Genomic DNA, 17,384 nt, shown 5'->3' with positions numbered 1-17,384 from the left:
CAGGTTCGTCACATCCTGCAACATGGCGGTCATGATCGCGCGCTAGGGCGGGTCATGAGCAAATCCGGCCGCGCCCCGCCGCTTCCCTCGATCCTGTCGCAGGCGGCGGACATGCAGATGCAGATGACCCTGCGCCAGGTCGGCTTTGGCGCGCCGTCCGCCAATGCCGTGCCCCATGTGCCGCCCAAGCCCGCGCCCGCGCCCCGCGACGACAGCGCGCTCGCGCTCAAGCGGCGCGACTGGCTGCTCAACGTCATGGAACAGCAGCGTGCCCTGTCGCCCTATGCCTCCGGCCTGCTGACCGCCGACGCGCTGTCGGGCGAGGACTTCCTGCATAATTTCTATGCGCCCGGCCGCCCGGTCCTGATCAAGGGGGCGATGGAGGGCTGGCCCGCCCGTGCAAAATGGACGCCGGACTATCTGACCGATGCCGTTGGCGCGGCGGAAATCGAATATCAGGGCGGCCGCGCACAGGCCGCCGACTATGAACTGGCCAAGGACCGGCACAAGCGTCGCGCGCCGTTCCGCCAGTTCATCGATCTGGTGCGCGATGGCGGCAATGACGCCTATCTGACCGCCTATAACAGCGCGGCCAATGGCCCGGCCCTCGCGCCGCTCCAGGCCGATCTCGGCCATCCCGACGCCTATCTGGCGCCGACGCCGGGCATGCTCTGGATCGGCGGCGTGGGCGCGTTCACCCCGCTCCATTTCGACCTCACCAACAATCTGCTGGCACAGGTGACCGGCACCAAGCATGTCATCCTGGTGCCGCCGTCGCAGACCCATCGGCTGGCGCATAACCGCCATGTCTTCAGCGATGTCGGCGACCTGACCGATCCGGCGCGGCTGGCTCGACACCCGCGCGCCCGCGACGTTCTGCGCTACGAAGTGCGGCTGACGCCGGGCGACCTGCTCTTCATCCCGATCGGCTGGTGGCATCAGGTCCGGTCGGAAAGCTTCTCGACCATGCTGACCTACACGCATTTCCACTGGCCCAATGCAGGCCATGAAAATTATCCGAAGGATTAAAGCCTCTTATCCCTCCCGCAGCCGCTCGTGATGGCGGATCACCTCATCGATGATGAAGCGCAGGAATTTCTCGGTGAAGTCGGGGTCCAGATTAGCGTCGAGCGCGAGCTGGCGCAGGCGCGAAATCTGGCGTTCCTCGCGGCCCGGATCGGCCGGCGGCAGGTCGTGGGTCGCCTTATATTCGCCGACCGCCTGGGTGACCTTGAACCGCTCCGCCAGCATGAAGACGAGCGCCGCGTCGATATTGTCGATGCTCTCGCGATAGCGCTTCAAAGTCTCGTCCACCTGGCATTCTCCACAGCGGCATCGCGGCGGGAAAAGGCGTGGCTTTTCCGTTACTGCGACGCGTCAATCAATCGTCCGGCGCGCTTTTTGCGCCATTGCGCCGCGCAGGCAAGCTATTCCCGCTTGCCATCTGCTTTTTGCCCCGCCAGAGGACGCTTGTCATGACTGCATCCTCCCCCGGCAACGTCCACCCGATCGGCCGCACCAGCGCCCCTTCGCTCGCTCCCATCATGGCGCTCGTCGCCGATGGCATGAACCAGGTGAACAGCGTGATCCTGGACCGGATGCAGTCGCGCATCCCGCTGATCCCGGAACTGGCCGGCCATCTGATCGCCGGCGGCGGCAAGCGGCTGCGGCCGATGCTGACGCTCGCCTGCGCCGACCTGGTCGGCTATGCCGGATCGCGCCATTACAAGCTGGCCGCATCGGTCGAATTCATCCACACCGCCACGCTGCTGCATGACGATGTCGTCGACGGATCGGGCCTGCGCCGCGGCCGCAAGACCGCCAACATCATCTGGGGCAACAGCGCCTCGGTGCTGGTCGGCGACTTCCTCTTCTCCCGCTCGTTCGAGCTGATGGTCGAGGCCGAGTCGCTCAAGGTGCTGAAGATCCTGTCGGGCGCATCGGCGATCATCGCCGAGGGCGAGGTCAACCAGCTGACCGCCCAGCGCAAGATCGACACCAGCGAAGAACAATATCTCGACATCATCGGCGCCAAGACCGCCGCCCTGTTCGCCGCCGCCTGCCGCATTTCCGCCGTGGTCGCCGACCGCAGCGAGGCGGAGGAACATGCGCTCGACGTCTATGGCCGCAACCTTGGCATCGCCTTCCAACTGATCGACGACGCGATCGACTATGAATCGGACGGCGCCACCATGGGCAAGGATGCCGGCGACGATTTCCGCGACGGCAAGGTCACCCTGCCGGTGATCCTGGCCTATGCGCGCGGGTCGGACGAGGACAAGGCCTTCTGGAAGGCCGCGATCTCGGGCCATCGCATCAGCGACGAGGATCTGGCTCATGCGACGCAGCTGCTGCGCCAGACCGGCGCGATTGCCGACACGCTGGCCCGCGCCCGCCATTATGGCCAGCGCGCGATCGACGCGCTGGGCATGTTCGATGCCGGCAAGGCGAAAGCGGCCCTTAGCGAAGCGGTCGAATTCGCGATAGCACGGGCATATTGAAGCATTTTCGAAGCGGACGGCACGTCCGCTGACTCGGAAAATGCGGCAAGCCATAAGTTGAGGGAATGAACGGTTTCGCTCGTTTCCCCTTCCAATATCCGTTCGCCCTGAGCGAAGTCGAAGGGCAGAACTGAGCCACAGGCGAAGTTCCTTCGCTTCGCTCTGGTGCGGGCTTCGACGTCGCTCAGCCCGAACGGGGTAATATCGTGATCCTCTCCCCCGAAACCATCGCCTTCCTCATGGCCGCTGCCTTCATGGCCGGCTGCATCGACGCGATGGCGGGCGGGGGCGGCCTCATTGCCCTGCCCGCATTGCTTGCCGCCGGCGTACCGCCGGTGCCGGCGGTCGCGACCAACAAGCTGCAAAGCTGCCTTGGCACCTTCGGCGCCTGCGTCGCCTATGCCCGGCGCGGCCATATGGACCTCAAAACCTACAAGGGTCCGGTGATCGCCGCCTTCATCGGGTCGATCGGCGGCGCCTGGCTGCTGCAACGGGTCGATCCGTCGATCCTGGCCGGACTGATGCCCGCGCTGCTGATCGCCATGGCGGCCTATTTCACCTTCTCGCCCAAGCTGAGCGATGCCGATCGCCATGCCCGCGTCGGCATGTGGGGCCTGTCCGGCATGATCGGCGTGGTCGGCTTCTATGACGGCTTCTTCGGACCCGGCGCCGGCGCCTTCTACACCACCATCTTCATCGCGCTGGGCGGCCTGTCGCTGCTGCGCGCCACCGCCCAGACCAAGGCCGCCAATTTTGCGTCCAATGTCGCGGGATTGCTGACCATGGTGGCGGGTGGCCATGTCATCTGGATCGCGGGCCTCGCCATGGCGGTCGGATCGATCACCGGCGGCCAGATCGGATCGCACCTTGCCATGCGCTTCGGCTCGAAGCTGATCAAGCCGCTGCTCATCATCATGTCGCTGGCACTGACGACCAAGATGCTGCTCGATCCGAAGAACCCGATCCACATCTATCTGTTCGGCTAGGCGCCCCCCTTCTCCGGGCATAGGGGATGTCCCCGCCGCTTCTCGGGATTATCCCCATGCAGCGTCGCGGACCGCCCGCCATTAGCCTTCCGCCGATCCATCATGGTCGGAGACTCGGCATGGCTACGAAGAAACCCAATATCCTGGTCATCTGGGGTGACGATATCGGCTGGCAGAATGTCAGCGCCTATGGCCTGGGCACGATGGGCTATACCACGCCCAATATCGATAGCATCGGCTATGGCGGCATCCGCTTCACCGACCATTATGCGCAGCAAAGCTGCACCGCCGGCCGCGCCGCCTTCATCACCGGCCAATATCCGATCCGGTCGGGCATGGTGACCGTCGGCCAGCCGGGCGATCCACTGGGGCTGCAGCCGGCATCGCCTTGCCTGGCCGAAGTGCTCAAGGCGGCGGGCTATCGCACCGGCCATTTCGGCAAGAGCCATCTGGGCGATCGCAACGAGCATCTGCCGACCAACCATGGTTTCGACGAATTTTTCGGCAATCTCTACCATCTCAACGTGTCGGAAGAGGAAGAGCAGCGCGATTATCAGAATTTCGCCAAGGCCCATTCTGGCAGCGTCGAAGCCTATATGAAGAAATTCGGCCCGCGCGGCGTGATCCACAGCTGGGCCACCGATGTCGATGATCCGACCGAGGATCCGCGCTACGGCAAGGTCGGCAAGCAGAAGATCGTCGACACCGGCCCGCTGCACCAGGAACGGATGCACGAGGTGGACGAAAAGGAGTTCATCCCGCCCGCGCTCGACTTCATGCAGAAGGCCAAGGATGCCGACGAGCCCTTCTTCGTCTGGCTCAACACCAGCCGCATGCACCTCTACACCCGCCTCAACGACAAATGGCGCTATGCGGCGGAAAAATACACGTCGGACGCCGACCTGCACGGCTCGGGCATGCTGCAGCATGACCATGATATCGGCATCGTGCTCGACTGGCTGAAGGAAAGCGGGCTGGAGGAGGATACCATCGTCTGGTATTCGACCGACAATGGCCCGGAACATTCCTCCTGGCCGCATGGCGCGACCACACCCTGGCGCGGCGAGAAGATGACCACCTATGAAGGCGGCGTCCGTGTGATCTCGATGCTGAAATGGCCCGGCGTGATCGAACCGCTGCAGCTCAAGAACGGCATCCAGTGCCATCAGGACATGTTCACCACCCTCGCCGTCGCCGCCGGCGTCACGGACGTGAACGAGAAGGTTCTCAAGGAGAAGAGCCAGTATATCGATGGCGTCAACAACCTCGACTACTGGACCGGCAAGGCCGAGGATTCGGCGCGGAACCATGTGTTCCATTATAATGAATCCCGGCTCACCGCGCTGCGCATGGGTCCCTGGAAATGGCATTTCTCGACCAACGAGGATTATTACGGCACCATGGTCGGCCGCTCAAAGCCGATGGTCTTCAACATCCGCATGGATCCGTTCGAAAGCTATGACAACAGCGACTCCTACGGCCATCTGCTCCAGAAGGTGGCGTGGCAGACCGGGCCGCTCGGCGCGTTGATGACCGAACATCTGACGACCCTCGCCCAATATCCGCCAGTCCAGGGCGGCAAGAGCTTCGACATGTCCAACGTCGTCGAACAGTTCATGAGCAAGGGCCACGACTGACCCTCGCGCACCATCGCCGGAATAGACGCAATGCCCGGAGCCGCACGGCTTCGGGCATCGCCGTTTCTGCCCAGCGCGCCTTGCGCTCGGCCCTGATTGGCGCGAGAGGGGGCGGATCATGACCGCCCCTGCCCTGCCGATCCATGCCGTCCTGCCCGACCTGCTCGCCGCCTTGGCGCGCGGCAGCAATGCCGTGCTGGTGGCGCCGCCGGGCGCGGGCAAGACGACAGCGGTGGCCCCCACCCTGCTCGACCAGTCCTGGTGCGAGGGGCAGGTGCTGCTGCTCTCCCCCCGCCGCCTCGCCGCGCGCGCCGCAGCCGAGCGCATTGCCGAGATGCTGGGCGAGCAGCCCGGCGGCACGGTCGGCTATGCGACGCGGATGGACAGCAAGGTCAGCGCGAAGACGCGGCTGCTGGTGCTGACCGAGGGCATTTTCGTCCGCCGCATCCAGGATGATCCCGAACTGGCCGGCGTGTCCGCAGTGCTGTTCGATGAAGTACATGAGCGCAGCCTGGACAGCGATTTCGGCCTGGCGCTGGCGCTCGACGCGCAGGCGGCGCTGCGCCCGGACCTGCGCATCCTGCCGATGTCGGCCACGCTCGACGGCGCGCGTTTCTCCACCTTGCTCGATGGCGCGCCCGTCATCGAGAGCGAGGGCAAGATCCAGCCGCTCGAACTACGCCATATCGGCCGCCATGCCGAAAAGCGGATCGAGGATGAGATGGCCGCGGCCATCCGCCGCGCGCTGGAAGAGGAGGCCGAAGGCGACCTGCTCGCCTTCCTGCCCGGCGTCCGGGAAATCGAGCGCACCGCCGAACGGATCGAGGGTGGCGCGTTCGAGGTCCACATGTTGCACGGCTCGCTCGATCCGGCGGCTCAGCGCGCGGCCATCCGCCCCTCGCGCGAAGGGCGGCGCAAGGTGATCCTCGCCACCTCGATTGCCGAAACCAGCCTGACCATCGATGGCGTGCGCATCGTCGTCGACAGCGGCCTTGCCCGGCGCCCGCGCTATGACCGCGCCGCCGGCGTCACCCGCCTCGTCACCGAACGCGCCAGCCAGGCGTCGGCCACCCAGCGCGCCGGCCGTGCCGCGCGCCAGCGCCCCGGCGTCGCCTATCGCCTGTGGGAAGCCGCCGCGACGGCGGGCATGCCGCCCTTCGACCCGCCCGAAATATTGGAAAGCGACTTGTCCAGCCTGCTGCTCGACTGCGCGCTCTGGGGCGTGAGCGACCCGGCCAGCCTGCGCTGGCTCGACGCGCCGCCCGCCGCCGCCGTGGCCGAGGCCGCCAAGCGACTGACCGCCCTGGAGGCGCTCGACGCCGACGGCCGCATCACGGCCCATGGCAAGGCGCTGGCCACCCTGCCGCTGGCGCCGCGTATCGCCCATATGCTGGTGCGTGCCGGCGAGCGCGGCCTCGCCCGCACCGCCGCCGAGATCGCAGTATTGCTGGGCGAACGCGGCCTTGGCGGGCAGGATACCGACCTCACTTTGCGGCTCCAGCGCTGGCGCCGCGAAGGCGGCAAGCGGGCCGAGGCCGGACGGGGATTGGCGAAGCGCTGGGCCAGGCTGGTCGATGCCCGCCCGCCCGCAGAGGGTGGACTGCACGATGTCGGCCTCTGCCTCGCCCTTGCCTTTCCCGATCGCGTCGCCAAGCGCCGCTCCGCCGATGGCGCGGACTGGGCCAGCGTGGGCGGGCGCGGCTTCCGGCTCGATCCACTCTCGCCATTGGCCAGCGAAGCCTGGCTGGCGGTGGGCGAAGTGCAGGGCAGCGCCGCCGGCGCGCGCATCCTGTCGGCCGCCCCGATCGGCGAGGCGGAGGTGATCGCTCTGTTCGGCGAGCGCATCGCCGAGCATCGCACGGTGAAGTTCCGCCCCGCCAATGGCGGGATCGAGGCACTGCGGGAGCGCCGGCTGGGCGCGGTGCGCCTGTCCTCCGGCTCCGATGACCGGCCCGATCCCGATGCCGTGGTCGCCGCGCTGGTCGATGGCGTGCGGCAGGGCGGCCTTGCCCTCCTCCCCTGGTCGGAGGCGGCGCAATCGCTGCGGATGCGGGCGGACTTTGCCGGGATCGAGGCGCTGTCCGACGCGGCGCTGATCGACACGCTGGACGAGTGGCTGCCGCCGCTGCTGGCGGGCAAACGCCGCCTGTCCGACATCGACCGCTCGCAGCTGTCGGGCGTGCTCGAAACGCTGATCGGCTGGGACGGCAAGCAGCAGCTCGACCAGCTCGCCCCGCCCGATTTCCGCTCGCCCGCCGGCTCCACCCATGCGATCGACTATGCGGCCGAAGGTGGCCCGCGCGTGGAATTGCGGGTGCAGGCGCTGTTCGGCCTGTCGCAGCATCCGACCGTCGGCAACCAGCGCATCCCGCTGGTCCTTTCGCTCACATCGCCCGCCGGCCGGCCGATCCAGACGACGCGCGACCTGCCCGGCTTCTGGGCCGGCAACTGGCGCGACGTGGCCAAGGAAATGCGTGGTCGCTATCCCCGCCACCCCTGGCCCGACGATCCGGCGAGCGCCAATGCCACATTGCGCACCAAAAATGCGGATGCGCGCCGCAACTCTTGACTTCACGGCGACCGCTGGTGCAACGCACAATGACGATTTTACGGAGTTTCATCGCGATGACCGCGCGCATTTACCAGATCCAGAAGAACGCCCTCCAGTCCGGCAAGGCGCTGACTCACAAGTGGGTGCTGGAATATGCGCCCGCCGAAGCGAAGAAGGCCGATCCGCTGACCGGCTGGGCCGGCTCGGGCGACACCAAGCAGCAGCTGAAGCTCAGCTTCTCCTCGCAGGACGCCGCCGTCGCCTATGCCGAGCGCGAGAAGATCGCCTACACCGTCATCGCGACCCCGCCCAAGACGCTGAAAATTCAGGCCTACGCCGACAATTTCCGCTGATCCTCCCGCCCCTTCGGGGCTGGAATAGCAGAGCGCGGCGCGACACGGCGCGCCGCGAACAAGGCATTTTGCCCCAGATGCTGCCCGATTGACGCCTTATTCGCTTGCCAAAGAGCAAGCCAAGGCGGCAAAAGCCGTGCTTTCATGGAAAGATTGAAGAGATAATGACCGATCGCAGCGAGATTTTCGACAGCGTCGCAGCGCAGATCGCCCCCTTCAACAAGAAGGGCGTCGAGCTGACCGAAGCCACCACCTTTGCCGGCGACCTGGAATGGGACAGCCTGACCGTGATGGATTTCGTCGCCGCCATCGAGGACGAGTTCGACATCATCATCACCATGAACATGCAGGCCGAGATCGAGACCGTGGGCCAGCTGGTCGACGCGGTCGCCAAGCTCAAGGCCGCCTGACACTTTAACTACCGTTCGGGCTGAGCGAAGTCGAAGCCCATTGCCGAGCGGAGCCGAGGCTCCATGCTTCGCCTTCGCTCAGCAGCGTCCTTCGACTTCGCTCAGGACGAACGGGTTTGGGATCATTGATATTATGACCGACGCCGCCATCGCCACCGAAACCCGCGATCTCTTCTCCAAGTTCGATCCGCTGATCAACGAGCGCGAGGCGCTGCTGGCGACGGGCGTGCGCGATCCCTATGCGATCGTCATGGACCAGGTGCTCTCGCCCACGCGCGCGATCATCAAGGGCAAGGAAACCATCCTGCTCGGCACCTATAATTATATGGGCATGACCTTCGACCCGGATGTAGTCGAAGCCGGCAAGAAGGCGCTGGACGAGTTCGGCGCCGGCACCACCGGCAGCCGCGTCCTCAACGGCACCTATCAGGGCCACAAGGAAGTCGAGGACGCGCTCAAGGAATTTTACGGCACGAGCGGAGCCATGGTCTTTTCGACCGGCTATCAGGCGAACTTGGGCATCATTTCCACCCTGGCGGGCAAGGGCGACTATGTCGTGCTCGACGCCGACAGCCATGCCTCCATCTATGATGGCTGCGCCATGGGCAACGCGGAGATCGTCCGCTTCCGCCACAACAGCGTCGAGGATCTGGACAAGCGCCTGGGCCGCCTGCCCGCCGACGCGCTGAAGCTGGTCGTGCTGGAAGGCGTCTATTCGATGCTGGGCGACGTCGCGCCGCTGCCCGAGATGGTCGCCGCCATCCGCAAGCACCCCAATTGCATGATCCTGTGCGACGAAGCCCATGGCATGGGCTTCTTCGGCCCCAACGGCCGTGGCGCCTATGAGGAACAGGGCGTCGAGGGCGAGATCGACTTCGTGGTCGGCACCTTCTCCAAGTCGGTCGGCACGGTCGGTGGCTTCTGCGTCTCGAACCATCCCAAGTTCGAGATCCTGCGCCTCGTCTGCCGTCCCTATGTCTTCACCGCATCGCTGCCGCCCAGCGTCGTCGCCACCGCCGCGACCAGCATCCGCAAGCTGATGCACGCCGGCGAGAAGCGCGCGCATCTGTGGAAGAACAGCCAGCGCCTGCACCAGGGCCTGTCCGACCTCGGCTTCAAGCTGGGCAGCGCCACACCGCAGTCGGCGATCATCGCCGTCATCCTGACCGACCAGATGCAGGCGGTGGCGATGTGGCAGACGCTGCTGGAGCTGGGCCTCTACGTCAACATGGCGCGCCCGCCGGCAACCCCGGCCGGCACCTTCCTGCTGCGCTGCTCGCTCTGCGCCGAACATAGCGACGAGCAGGTCGAACAGATCATCGCCATGTTCGTAACCGCCGGCAAGGCCACCGGCGCGATCAACTGATCGCGCTTTTCGACACTCCGACGATCGACCGGGTATTTCCTGCGATAGAATCTGCTACAGCAGCGGAACCATCTAACCTGCATATTCGCGCGGTTAACATAGTTCGGTTAGTGTAACGGTATATGGCGGAACGCGAAGTGATCGATGAACAGGACCGGGGCTGGCGCGCCGCGGCGCGGCGCTACATGCCCCTGGTCCTTGGCATATTGCTGATCGGATCGCTCGGCGCCCTGCTCTACAGCGCCAGCAGCGCCTCGCGCGATCATCAGCGCGCCCTTGCCGAACAGCAGCGCAGTTGGGAAATCATGGCGCTTGCCCGCGCCTTCGAGGCCAAGACCGCCCGCGCCGAAGTGACGCTGGCCCGCTATGTCATCAGCCTAGACCCCGACACCGGCCGGCTGTTCCAGGACCAGTGGCGCACCGCCGCCAGCCAGCTCAAGTCGCTGACCTATGCCACCCGCAAGTCCGACTGGCAGCGCGGCAATGTCCGCGCGCTCCAGGCCGCCTTCGAACAGCGCGGCAAGACGCTGAGCGAAATCGGCCTGCGCACCACCTATGACCAGAAGATGGGCGCGCTCGCGCAATTCCATCAGGCCGGGCGATCACAGGATATCAAGCGACTGACGGCGCTGATCGACCTGGTGATCCAGGCCGAAAATGCGCGGCTGCGCGAACGCAGCCTGGCCGTCAGCCTGGCGGGCGACCGCACCGAACTGGTCGGCAAGACGTCGCGCATGGTCGGCCTCGCCCTGCTGGTCTGCGTGCTGTTCGCGCTGTGGCTGGTCAACGCGGCCTATACCGAACGGCGCAACGCGCGCCGCATGGCGGAGATGGAGGCGGAACGCGCCGACCGGCTGGAAGAGGCCGTTTCCGCCCGCACCAGCGAATTGTCGGACGCCTATGAGCAGTTGAAGCGCGAATCCGCCGAACGCGCCGCCGCAGAGGATAATCTGCGCCAGATGCAGAAGATGGACGCGGTCGGCCAGTTGACCGGCGGCATCGCCCATGACTTCAACAATATGCTGGCGGTCGTCGTCGGCGGGCTGGAACTGGCCAAGCGCAAGCTGCGGCTGAAACCGGCCGAGGCCGGCCATCATCTCGACAATGCGATGGAGGGCGCCAACCGCGCCGCCGCGCTGACCCGCCGCCTGCTTGCCTTTGCCCGGTCCGAACCACTGCTGCCCAATGCGGTCGATCCCGACAGCCTGCTGCGCGGCATGGCCGACCTGGTCGACCGCACGATCGGCGACCAGATCATCGTCAGCTTCGCCCACAAGGCGAGCGGCTGGCGCATCTTCGTCGACCAGCATCAGATGGAAAATGCCCTCCTCAACCTGTGCGTCAACGCCCGCGACGCGATGGAGGGTCGCGGCAAGCTCACCATCTCGACCGGCCAGGCCCAGCTTGCCGCCAACCAGATCGGCGAATGCCCGGCCGGCGACTATGTCACCGTCTGCGTCACCGACAATGGCTGCGGCATGACGGCCGAGGTCGCCGCCCGCGTGTTCGAGCCCTTCTTCACCACCAAGCCGGTCGGCAAGGGCACCGGCCTTGGCCTCAGCCAGATTTTTGGCTTCGTGCGCCAGAGCCAGGGCGAAATCCGCATCGAGTCCGAACTGGGCACCGGCACCAGCGTCCATATCTACCTGCCGCGCCGCATCCTGACCGAGCAGGAGGCCGCGGCAGAGGCCCCGGCGAGCGAGCAGCTGCACACGCTCCATCCCCCTACCCGCATCCTGGTGGTAGAGGATGATCCGCGCGTGCTCAACCAGACGATGGCGGCGCTGGCCGAACTCGGTCACCTGCCGATCGCCTGCGACCATCCCAGCAAGGCGGCCAAGCTGCTCAGCAACAATGCCGATATTGGCCTCATCATGAGCGACGTGCTGATGCCCGACATGACCGGGCCGGAAATGATCCGCACCCTGCCCGCCCATATGCGCCATCTGCCGGTGCTGTTCGTCACCGGCTTCACCGGCGATGCGACCGACAGCGACGATTTCCGGGGGCATGAAGTGCTGCGCAAGCCCTACACGCTCAATGCCCTGGGCCTTGCGCTGTCGAACGCGCTCAGCGGATCGAACCACCCAGGAACAGCCGCGGCAGCAGAGTGACCGCGCCCAGCAGCGGCCAGCGCCGCTGCCAGGGCTTGATCTCGATTGCGGTGCCGGCATGGCGGTTGATCTTCCACGCCAGATAATCGATCCCGCCGGCATAGGTGAAGCTCGCCTTGGCGAGGCGCATCACCGACAGATATTTGCCGCGTCGCTGCAGCCCGCGCCACAGCTTGTCCGCATGGTCGGGCGACGGCGGCAGCCCCTCGGCCAGCGCCGCCGCGCCGAAACGGCGATAGCGCTCAGGATCGGCATCGACGATCGAGAGCGAACGCCCCGTCTTCTCCGCCCGCAATTCGGCATTATAGGTGAGGGTGAAGCCGGTCTTCCACAGCTGGATCGGGTCATCCCCATGCCCGTCCGCCATCGGCCGGGCCAGCGACAACAGGGTCGGCGCGGCCTGCGCCACCGCCGCCAGCGCGCGCTGGCGCGCCAGATCATCCGCCGACCATAGCAGCCGCGACGGTTGGGCAAAGCGCGCCCAGACCGAGACATTGTCGGCCTTCATGCTGTTCAGCCGGGCAAAGTCGGCCTCCGACAGCACGGCATATTTGGCGATCAGGCCGCCATGTTCGAACGGAAAGACATTGGGCGGGATCGCCCGGTTGGCGCGCGCCAGCCAGCCCTTGCCATAGGCCGCCTCATAATCGGAGACGATCAGGTAGAAATCGAGCATCAGCCCGTCGAGATTGGCCTCGCGCAGGCAGGAGCCGTAGAAGAGCACCGCCCGTGCCGCGCCGGGATATTTCGCCGCCAGCGCCCCGGCCATGGCGGCCGCGCGCGGATCGGCCGGCGCGGACAGTTCAGCAGCGACAAGCGAGAACAGGCTGTTGGTCATCGCCAAGCGCTTTAGAGCCAGATCCCGCCGGGTGGAAGCATCTTGCGCGGATCATGCGCGCACGACCATCAGCGCCCTATCCCCGACGATAGACCAGCATCAGATTATTGGCCGGCATCGCCACCCGCCGGGTGCGTTCCAACCCGACATCGGCCGCCGCACGGTCGACATCGGTCAAGGTCCGCAGGCCCCATTGCGGGTTGCGATCCTTCAGCGACAGGTCGAACGCCAGATTGGAGGAGGCGGTCGGCACATCATCCTCGACATAGGGGCCATAGAGGATCAGCGGCGCGCCCGGCGCCAGCAATTGCGCGCCACGCGCCAGCAGCCCCAGCGTAGCGCCCCAGGGGCTGATATGCACCATGTTCATGGTTAACCACTACGCCACGGTCACTCTGAGTGGAGCAGCACTTTTGGGTGAGAAGCGGACCGGCGGCTTCCACCCTGTTTCAAGCCAATACCTGACAGAGAAATCTACGAAGGGCGGCTTGGGCTATTGGGGGGATGCCCGGCGTCGCCAAAGCCCCCAGCACAGCCAACCTAAATTAAACAAGCAGAGCAGCCCTCCGCCCAAATTCATCCAATCGCGCTTAACCCCCTGCAACGGGCTAAAATGGAGCCCCGCCCAAAGCAAGGCAGCAAAAGCCAAGCCGTTGAACCACAAAAATAGAGAGTTACGCAGGTCTTCGCTCATCGGATGGCCAATTCTTTCGCTCGACGGCATATGTGTCTGCTTCTGGGGAGCGCTGCAAGCAGCATAAACGGCAAGAAATGGTCGGTTTTCAGATATCTTGGTCGTGATGGTAGATCAGCATCAGATTGTTAGCTGGCATTTCAACCCGCCGGACCCGTTTGAATCCAAACTCAACAGCGACCTTATCTATGTCAGACACGTTACGAATGGCCCACTTCGGGTTACGCTCCATCAATGAGCGATCAAAGGCCAAATTCGACGGCGCAATTTCGACACCATCTTCCAGATACGGGCCATAAAGGATCAGCGGTGCCGCAGATGGCAGCAGCCTCTCGCATCCCCTGAATAGTCCTACTGTTGCTGCCCATTCGCTTATATGGATCATGTTGATACATAAACAGGCAACATAACCTACTGATTTTTCTTCCCCACAACTGTTAGACTGCATGTTGATGCACAGGAGCGCGTCGGCCGCATCGATCGGCCAGTCGGCGCCCGCCGCGTCGATCAGCAGCGGCGTGCGCAGATTGGGCAGATTGGCGTCGCCGCGCAGCGCCGCGATCGAAGCCAGCGCGGCGGGATCGGGATCACTGGGCTGCCAATCGAGCGCGGGGAACGTGACAGCGAAGTGGACTATATGTTCGCCGCTGCCGCTCGCCACTTCCAGCACCAGTCCGGCATCGGGCAGTTCGTTCCGCAGGACAGCCGCAATCGCATCGCGGTTGCGCAGCGTCGCGGGGGCATGGCGGCGCGGATCGGGGCCGTCGCCCTGCGGCGTCCAGGGTGCGGGGGCATCCTGTGTCATGGACAAATCCTTGTCTGTGGCCGACCGATGCAAAAAGGGCGGTGGAGATCCTCCACCGCCCTTTGCTTCCGGCTTATTCGGCGGCGACCGCCAGGTCCGGCTCGGACCAGGTCAGCACCGGCTTGCGCGCGGCCAGCGTCTCGTCGAGGCGACGGCGCGGGGCGTGATAGGGCGCGCCCTTCAGCGCCTCGTCACCCGCCTTGGCCCGTTCGGCGAGGCTCCGCAGCGCCATGATGAACTGATCGAGCGCCGCCTTGCTTTCCGTCTCGGTCGGTTCGACCAGCATCGCGCCATGGACGACCAGCGGGAAATACATGGTCATCGGGTGGAAGCCTTCGTCGATCAGGCCCTTGGCGATATCCAGCGTCGTGAAGCCTTCGGCCAGCCCCTTGTCGCTGAACAGTGCCTCATGCATGCACGGGCCAGCCGCACCGAAGGGCGCGTCGAGCACGTCATCTAGGCTGCGCAGGATGTAATTGGCGTTCAGCACCGCATCGCTCGCGACCTGGCGCAGGCCGTCGGCGCCGTGGCTGAGGATATAGGTCAGCGCGCGGGTGAACATGCCCATCTGGCCATGGAAGGCGACCATCCGGCCAAAGGTCTGGGCGTGGTGATCCTCCGCCGTTTCCTCTTCGACCAGCACGAACTTGTCGGCCTGCTTTTCCACGAAGGGGAGCGGCGCGAAGGGCGTGAGCGCTTCCGACAGCACCACCGGACCCGAACCCGGACCACCGCCGCCATGGGGCGTCGAGAAGGTCTTGTGCAGGTTGATGTGCATCGCGTCGACGCCCAGGTCGCCGGGGCGGACCCGGCCGACAATGGCGTTGAAGTTCGCGCCGTCGCAATAGACGAAGGCCCCGGCGGCATGGACCGCGTCGGAGATGGTCTTCATGTCGCGCTCGAACAGGCCGCAGGTGTTGGGGTTGGTGATCATCACCGCCGCAACGTCCGGTCCCAGACGGGCCTTCAAGGCTTCCAGGTCAACGCGGCCATCCGGGGTCGCCGGGATATCCTCGACCTTGTAGCCGCAGAAGGCGGCCGTCGCCGGGTTGGTGCCATGGGCGCTTTCGGGCACCAGGATGACGCTGCGCGCGTCGCCACGGGCTTCGAGCGCGGCGCGGATCGCCAGCAGGCCGCACAGTTCGCCATGGGCGCCCGCCTTGGGCGACATGGCGACCGAGTGCATGCCGGTCAGCGTCACCAGCCAGGCGGCCAGTTCATGGATGACCGCCAGCGCGCCCTGCACCGTCGACTGCGGCTGCAGCGGGTGGATGTCGGCGAAACCGGGCATCCGCGCGACCTTTTCGTTGAGGCGCGGGTTGTGCTTCATGGTGCAGCTGCCAAGCGGGAACAGGCCAAGGTCGATGGCGTAGTTCTGGCGCGACAGGCGGGTGTAATGGCGCACCGTTTCCTGTTCCGACAGGCCGGGCAGCCCGATGCTGTCGGTGCGGGCGAGCGAGCCGAGGCGGCTGGCCACCTTGGGCGCATCGGCGAAATCCACGCCGGTCGTGTCGGTCGAGCCGATCTCGAAGATCAGCTTTTCCTCCAGCATCAGGGCGCGATTGCCGGTGGCGGTTTCCGGGGCCATATGCTCCTGCGCGACGGCCTGCGGGGTGGTCGGGCGACCTTCCTTCAACATGGTCATGCCAGTTCCTCCTCAAGCGCTGCGGCAAGCGTTTCGATATCCTCCGGCGTGACGGTTTCCGTCACGGCGACGACCAGGCCGTTGCCGATCTCCGGCGCGTCCGGGAACAGGCGGCCGAGCGAGACGCCGGCCAGCACGCCCTTGTCGGCGAGGTTGCGGACGACGTCGCGCGCGTCCTTGGTCAGGACCAGCGTGAATTCGTTGAAGAAGCCGTCGTTGAGCAGCGTCACGCCCGGCACCTTGGCGAGGCGATCGGCAGCCTGCACGGCCAGGCCGTGGTTCAGGGTCGCCAGTTCTCGCAGGCCCTTCTCGCCCAGCAGGGTCATGTGGATGCTGAACGCCAGCGCGCACAGGCCCGAGTTGGTGCAGATGTTCGACGTCGCCTTTTCGCGGCGGATATGCTGCTCGCGAGTGGAAAGCGTCAGCACGAAGCCGCGCTTGCCGGCCGCGTCGACCGTCTCGCCGCACAGGCGGCCCGGCATCTGGCGGACATATTTCTGCTTGCAGCCGAACAGGCCGAGATAGGGACCGCCAAATTGCAGGCCGACGCCGATCGACTGGCCTTCGCCCACGACGATGTCCGCGCCCATATGGCCCGGTGCCTTGATCGCGCCCAGAGCGACGGGTTCCGTCACGACCGCGACCAGCAGCGCGCCAGCGGCGTGCGCCGCTTCGGCCAGCGGCGTCAGGTCGGCGATGCGGCCGAGAATGTCGGGATATTGCACGACGACGCAGGACGTGTCCTTGTCGATCGATGCGATCAGCGCGTCGATATCGGTCGCGGCGTCCAGCGTCGGCGCCTGATGCACCAGCGCGTCGCCGGTGAACTTCGCCATGGTGTTGGCGACCGAGACATAATGGGGGTGCAGGCCGGACGACAGCAAAGCCTTGCCGCGCTTGGTGATGCGGCGGGCCATGCCGATCGCTTCCCAGCAGGCGGTCGAGCCGTCATACATGGAGGCGTTGGCGACATCGACGCCCAGCAGGCGGGCAACCTGGGTCTGGAACTCGAACAGCACCTGCAACGTGCCCTGCGCGATTTCCGGCTGATAGGGCGTGTAGGCGGTCAGGAACTCGCCGCGCTGGATCAGATGATCGACGCTGGCGGGGACATGATGCTTGTAGGCGCCGGCGCCCAGGAAGAAGGGCGCTTCCCCTGCCGACAGATTCTTGCGAGCGAGGGCGCCCATGTGGCGCTCGACCGCCAGTTCGCTGGCATGATCGGGCAGGCCGGCGATGGTGCCGCTCAGGCGGGCTTCGGCGGGCACGTCGATGAACAGGTCGTCGATCGTCTCGGCGCCGATGACGGACAGCATCTCCTGCCGGTCGGTGTCGGTAAGGGGTAGGTAGCGCATGTATTTCTCCACTCCCCTCCCTTTTAGGGAGGGGCCGGGGGTGGGTGCGATTGCGCAGCAATCGCCGGCAACGCCTGAGGCCAGGTTGCAAGGCTCGCTTCGCTCGCCACCCACCCCAACCCCTCCCTT

General features: G+C 65.6%; 14 protein-coding genes and 1 pseudogene. 9 read left to right on the top strand and 6 right to left on the bottom strand.

The window, feature by feature from the left end; all coding sequences use genetic code 11:
* The first annotated feature begins 54 nt into the window (after nucleotides 1-54).
* Nucleotides 55-1,029 (top strand): cupin-like domain-containing protein, encoded by a 975-nt coding sequence (locus tag DIZ22_RS03010; protein WP_048937469.1) that lies wholly within the window; start codon nucleotides 55-57, stop codon nucleotides 1,027-1,029.
* A gap of 6 nt (nucleotides 1,030-1,035) precedes the next feature.
* Here DIZ22_RS03010 and DIZ22_RS03005 read toward each other — a convergent pair whose 3' ends face one another.
* Entirely contained in the window at nucleotides 1,036-1,314 is a 279-nt protein-coding gene (locus DIZ22_RS03005) for a chorismate mutase (RefSeq protein WP_004207932.1), read from the bottom strand.
* A 161-nt stretch (nucleotides 1,315-1,475) separates the two neighbouring features.
* Between DIZ22_RS03005 and DIZ22_RS03000 the strand changes: the two genes are divergently transcribed.
* The 8 genes from DIZ22_RS03000 (at nucleotide 1,476) to DIZ22_RS02965 (ending at nucleotide 11,918) form a co-directional block, all read left to right on the top strand.
* The gene (locus tag DIZ22_RS03000; RefSeq protein WP_048937468.1) at nucleotides 1,476-2,501 is read left to right on the top strand and encodes a polyprenyl synthetase family protein; all 1,026 of its coding nucleotides are present in this window, start codon (nucleotides 1,476-1,478) and stop codon (nucleotides 2,499-2,501) included.
* A gap of 206 nt (nucleotides 2,502-2,707) precedes the next feature.
* The gene (locus DIZ22_RS02995; RefSeq protein WP_048937467.1) at nucleotides 2,708-3,487 is read left to right on the top strand and encodes a TSUP family transporter; all 780 of its coding nucleotides are present in this window, start codon (nucleotides 2,708-2,710) and stop codon (nucleotides 3,485-3,487) included.
* Nucleotides 3,488-3,606: 119 nt separating this feature from the next.
* The gene (locus DIZ22_RS02990) at nucleotides 3,607-5,124 is read left to right on the top strand and encodes an arylsulfatase (protein ID WP_048937466.1); all 1,518 of its coding nucleotides are present in this window, start codon (nucleotides 3,607-3,609) and stop codon (nucleotides 5,122-5,124) included.
* A gap of 118 nt (nucleotides 5,125-5,242) precedes the next feature.
* Nucleotides 5,243-7,693 carry an ATP-dependent helicase HrpB gene (gene hrpB, locus DIZ22_RS02985; protein ID WP_048937465.1) on the top strand — a complete coding sequence of 817 codons (2,451 nt, stop codon included), beginning with the start codon at nucleotides 5,243-5,245 and terminating at the stop codon, nucleotides 7,691-7,693.
* 56 nt (nucleotides 7,694-7,749) lie between these two features.
* Nucleotides 7,750-8,028, top strand: coding sequence for an ETC complex I subunit (locus DIZ22_RS02980; protein ID WP_004207936.1), 279 nt, complete (start codon nucleotides 7,750-7,752; stop codon nucleotides 8,026-8,028).
* 164 nt (nucleotides 8,029-8,192) lie between these two features.
* On the top strand, nucleotides 8,193-8,438 hold the full coding sequence (locus DIZ22_RS02975; protein WP_010336300.1) for an acyl carrier protein: 246 nt from the start codon (nucleotides 8,193-8,195) through the stop codon (nucleotides 8,436-8,438).
* A gap of 133 nt (nucleotides 8,439-8,571) precedes the next feature.
* Nucleotides 8,572-9,804 (top strand): aminotransferase class I/II-fold pyridoxal phosphate-dependent enzyme, encoded by a 1,233-nt coding sequence (locus DIZ22_RS02970; RefSeq protein WP_122927889.1) that lies wholly within the window; start codon nucleotides 8,572-8,574, stop codon nucleotides 9,802-9,804.
* A gap of 122 nt (nucleotides 9,805-9,926) precedes the next feature.
* Entirely contained in the window at nucleotides 9,927-11,918 is a 1,992-nt protein-coding gene (locus DIZ22_RS02965) for an ATP-binding protein (RefSeq protein WP_107917638.1), read from the top strand.
* Here DIZ22_RS02965 and DIZ22_RS02960 read toward each other — a convergent pair.
* The 5 genes and pseudogenes from DIZ22_RS02960 to gcvPA form a co-directional block, all read right to left on the bottom strand.
* Entirely contained in the window at nucleotides 11,875-12,756 is an 882-nt protein-coding gene (locus tag DIZ22_RS02960; protein ID WP_048937563.1) for a hypothetical protein, read from the bottom strand. The genes DIZ22_RS02965 and DIZ22_RS02960 overlap by 44 nt on opposite strands.
* Before the next feature lie 76 nt (nucleotides 12,757-12,832).
* Nucleotides 12,833-13,132 (bottom strand): annotated as a pseudogene (locus DIZ22_RS02955) (DUF938 domain-containing protein); the annotation flags it as partial.
* A 406-nt stretch (nucleotides 13,133-13,538) separates the two neighbouring features.
* A complete protein-coding gene (locus DIZ22_RS02950; RefSeq protein ID WP_122927888.1) occupies nucleotides 13,539-14,255 on the bottom strand; it encodes a DUF938 domain-containing protein in 717 nt (238 codons plus the stop codon).
* A gap of 73 nt (nucleotides 14,256-14,328) precedes the next feature.
* Nucleotides 14,329-15,900 (bottom strand): aminomethyl-transferring glycine dehydrogenase subunit GcvPB, encoded by a 1,572-nt coding sequence (gcvPB, locus tag DIZ22_RS02945; protein ID WP_048937462.1) that lies wholly within the window; start codon nucleotides 15,898-15,900, stop codon nucleotides 14,329-14,331.
* Nucleotides 15,897-17,255 carry an aminomethyl-transferring glycine dehydrogenase subunit GcvPA gene (gcvPA, locus tag DIZ22_RS02940; protein ID WP_026109309.1) on the bottom strand — a complete coding sequence of 453 codons (1,359 nt, stop codon included), beginning with the start codon at nucleotides 17,253-17,255 and terminating at the stop codon, nucleotides 15,897-15,899. The genes gcvPB and gcvPA overlap by 4 nt, the downstream gene beginning before the upstream one ends.
* Nucleotides 17,256-17,384: the final 129 nt, after the last annotated feature.

This window comes from Sphingobium sp. LF-16 (genome assembly GCF_003711185.1).
In the GTDB taxonomy this organism is placed as follows: Bacteria; Pseudomonadota; Alphaproteobacteria; order Sphingomonadales; family Sphingomonadaceae; genus Sphingobium; species Sphingobium yanoikuyae_A.
The sequence above is the reverse complement of the archived record's forward strand: the minus strand, read 5'-3'. Positions and strand labels throughout refer to the sequence as shown.

Bases quoted from the DNA above. Each gene is read 5' to 3' on its own strand.
- DIZ22_RS02950 (WP_122927888.1), bottom strand. From the start codon at position 14,255: ATGACACAGGATGCCCCCGCACCCTGGACGCCGCAGGGCGACGGCCCC.
- DIZ22_RS02965 (WP_107917638.1), top strand. From the start codon at position 9,927: ATGGCGGAACGCGAAGTGATCGATGAACAGGACCGGGGCTGGCGCGCC.
- DIZ22_RS02970 (WP_122927889.1), top strand. From the start codon at position 8,572: ATGACCGACGCCGCCATCGCCACCGAAACCCGCGATCTCTTCTCCAAG.
- DIZ22_RS03000 (WP_048937468.1), top strand. From the start codon at position 1,476: ATGACTGCATCCTCCCCCGGCAACGTCCACCCGATCGGCCGCACCAGC.
- gcvPA (WP_026109309.1), bottom strand. From the start codon at position 17,255: ATGCGCTACCTACCCCTTACCGACACCGACCGGCAGGAGATGCTGTCC.
- DIZ22_RS02980 (WP_004207936.1), top strand. From the start codon at position 7,750: ATGACCGCGCGCATTTACCAGATCCAGAAGAACGCCCTCCAGTCCGGC.
- DIZ22_RS03010 (WP_048937469.1), top strand. From the start codon at position 55: ATGAGCAAATCCGGCCGCGCCCCGCCGCTTCCCTCGATCCTGTCGCAG.
- hrpB (WP_048937465.1), top strand. From the start codon at position 5,243: ATGACCGCCCCTGCCCTGCCGATCCATGCCGTCCTGCCCGACCTGCTC.
- DIZ22_RS02975 (WP_010336300.1), top strand. From the start codon at position 8,193: ATGACCGATCGCAGCGAGATTTTCGACAGCGTCGCAGCGCAGATCGCC.
- DIZ22_RS02990 (WP_048937466.1), top strand. From the start codon at position 3,607: ATGGCTACGAAGAAACCCAATATCCTGGTCATCTGGGGTGACGATATC.
- gcvPB (WP_048937462.1), bottom strand. From the start codon at position 15,900: ATGACCATGTTGAAGGAAGGTCGCCCGACCACCCCGCAGGCCGTCGCG.
- DIZ22_RS02960 (WP_048937563.1), bottom strand. From the start codon at position 12,756: ATGACCAACAGCCTGTTCTCGCTTGTCGCTGCTGAACTGTCCGCGCCG.